Below are 2,662 nucleotides of genomic sequence, written 5' to 3'. Positions count from 1 at the left end.
GATGGGAGCTGAGCAGACCGGCCGCCATGCCTTCCTCATGGAACTCGATCCCGCGTACACGGACGTGATCGTGATGCGCTGGCAGGAAGCCACCGGCCAGAAGGCCATCCTGGACGGCGACGGCCGGGCCTTCGACGAGATCGCCGCCGACCGCAGGGCCGACCAGGATGAATAGGCGGTGGTCAAGGGAGCGAAGAAGGAGCTGATCTCCCAGCGCGAGTACGCGCGCAGGCGTGGCATGACCCACGTCGCGGTTCAGCGCGCCGTCAAGGCAGGCAGGATCTCGACCGTCAACGGGAAGATCGATCCCGTTCAGGCCGACCAGGAATGGCATCAGAACACCGACCAGAGCAAGCCCCGCAACCGGATCACCGGCGACCCCAAACAGGCCAAGACACCGGGCGAGCCCCCCGAACCCATGGACCTGAGCGCGGCCGACGAGACGATCGGCGCACCATCCACCGCCTCTGGCTACGCCAAGGCCCGCGCCGCTCGCGAGTTGTACCAGGCTCAGTTGGCGAAGCTCGAGCTCGACCGCCGGCGCGGCGCTCTCGTCCCCACCGACGAAGTCCGCCTCGGCGCATTCAACATGGCCCGCAAGGCGCGCGACCAGTTGATCGCCCTGCCCGAACGCCTCGCCGCCGTCCTGGCCGCCATCCAGGAGCCCGCCGAGGTCCAGCGCATCCTCGAGGAAGAGATCGAGCGGATCTGTCAGGAGATCGCGGATGCAGAACGGCCGTGACGTTTACGAAACCGCCTACCGGGCGGGATGGCGGCCCGAGCCGCGACTGACGGTCAGCGAGTGGGCCGACGAACACCGCGTGCTCGGCAACCGCTCGGGCCATGCGGCGGTCCACTGGCACACGGACACGACGCCCTATCTGCGCGAGATCATGGACGCCCTGGGCCCGCGATCGCCGGCCCGCCGCGTCGTGTTCATGAAGGGCTCGCAGCTGGGCGGCACCGAGGCCGGCAACAACTGGCTCGGCTACGTGATGCACCACGCGCCCGGGCCGATCCTGGTCCTGCGCCCCACCGTGGACGAAGCCCGGCGGTTCAGCCGCCAGCGCCTCGACCCCATGGTCGCAACCACGCCTGTGCTTCACGAGTTGGTCCGCGAAGCACGGTCCCGCGACGGCGGTAACAGCCTCCTGATCAAGGAATTCCCCGGCGGGGTCCTGTTCCTGACCGGATCCAACTCGGCGACCGGCGTCAAGTCCATGCCGATACGCTGGCTCTTCTGCGACGAGATCGACGAGTACCCGGGTGACGTGGGCGGCCAGGGCGACCCGATCGCACTGGCGGAGAAGCGCACGACCGGCCCTCTCTACTCCCGCCGCAAGGTGTTCCTGGTTTCGACGCCCACGATCAAGGGCATCTCCCGGATCGAGCGGGAATTCCTCGCGTCGGACCAGCGGCGGTACTTCGTCCCCTGTCCCGAATGCGGCCACTACGACTGGATGCGGTGGGAGAACATTCGCTGGCGTGACGAAGACCCCAAGACCGCGGCCCTGGCCTGCATGAACTGCGGCGTCTTGGTCGAGGAGCGGTTCAAGCCGCAGATGCTCGCCGCCGGCCAGTGGCGTCCTACGGCCAAGGGCAACGGCGAGACGATCGGGTTCCATCTGTCCAGCCTCTACTCCCCGCTCGGCTGGCTGCCGTGGTCAGCCACCGTCGGAGAGTTCATAGAGGCCAAGGAGAGCCCGCTCCGGCTGAAGAACTGGGTCAACAGCGTGCTGGGAGAGACTTGGGAGGAGCGCGGGGAGACCGTCGACCCGGACAGCCTGCTGGCCCGAGCGGAGCGATATGAAGCCGAGGTGCCCAGCGGCGTCGGCGTGCTCGTGGCCTCGGTCGACGTCCAGGGCGACCGGCTCGAGTGCGCGGTGAAGGGATACGGCGCGTCGGAGGAGTCCTGGCTCGTCGCGTTCTCCCAGTTCCACGGTGACCCGGGGCGCGACCAGGTCTGGCTCGACCTCGACCGCTTCCTGCGGACCGAGTTCACCCACGAGAGCGGGCAGAAGGTCCCGATATCCTGTGTCGCCGTCGACAGCGGCGGCCACCACTCCGAGCAGGTCTACCGGTTCTGCCGTGCCCGAATCGACCGGCGCATCTTCGCCGTCCGTGGCGGTTCGGAGCGGGGCAAACCGCTGGTCGGCCGCCCATCCACCCACAACCGGTACCGCGCGAAGCTGTTCACCCTCTGCGTGGACACCGGCAAGGAGATCGTCTACTCGCGTTTACGCATCGGATCGCCCGGACCCGGCTATTGCCACCTCCCCGAGTGGACCGACGAGGAGTACATCGCCCAGCTGACGGCCGAGAAGGCCATCCGCAAGTGGGTGAAGAACCGTGGCACAGTCCGTGAGTGGGTCAAGACCCGCGACCGCAACGAGGCCCTCGACCTCGAGGTCTATTGCCTGGCGGCTCTCTACATCCTCGGCCCCGCATTCGTGAAGTCCCTGCCCGAGCGAGCGGCGGCCCTAGCCCACCGTCACGAGGTCCAGGCGGCGGCCGAGCCGGAGCCGAGCATGCCTGTGCGGCGCCCCCGGGGGTGGATCGATGGCTGGCGGGGGTAGCCGGGGCCGATCCCGGCCCGGGCGAGGCCCCGTGGGGTACCAGAATCCGGCCCCGATCCCCCGATCCTCGCTAGCATTTAATCCAC

At 68.4% G+C, this 2,662-nt stretch carries 2 protein-coding genes; both read left to right on the top strand.

The window, feature by feature from the left end; genetic code table 11:
* Window positions 1-178: 178 nt before the first annotated feature.
* The gene (locus KDM41_17855; protein ID MCB1185287.1) at window positions 179-742 is read left to right on the top strand and encodes a hypothetical protein; all 564 of its coding nucleotides are present in this window, start codon (window positions 179-181) and stop codon (window positions 740-742) included.
* A complete protein-coding gene (locus tag KDM41_17850; GenBank protein MCB1185286.1) occupies window positions 726-2,576 on the top strand; it encodes a phage terminase large subunit family protein in 1,851 nt (616 codons plus the stop codon). The genes KDM41_17855 and KDM41_17850 overlap by 17 nt, the downstream gene beginning before the upstream one ends.
* Window positions 2,577-2,662: the final 86 nt, after the last annotated feature.

Source organism: bacterium (genome assembly GCA_020440705.1).
Classification (GTDB): domain Bacteria; phylum Krumholzibacteriota; class Krumholzibacteriia; order LZORAL124-64-63; family LZORAL124-64-63; genus JAGRNP01.
This window is presented reverse-complemented; position numbering and strand designations above follow the sequence as displayed.

Bases quoted from the DNA above. Each gene is read 5' to 3' on its own strand.
- KDM41_17850 (MCB1185286.1), top strand. From the start codon at position 726: ATGCAGAACGGCCGTGACGTTTACGAAACCGCCTACCGGGCGGGATGG.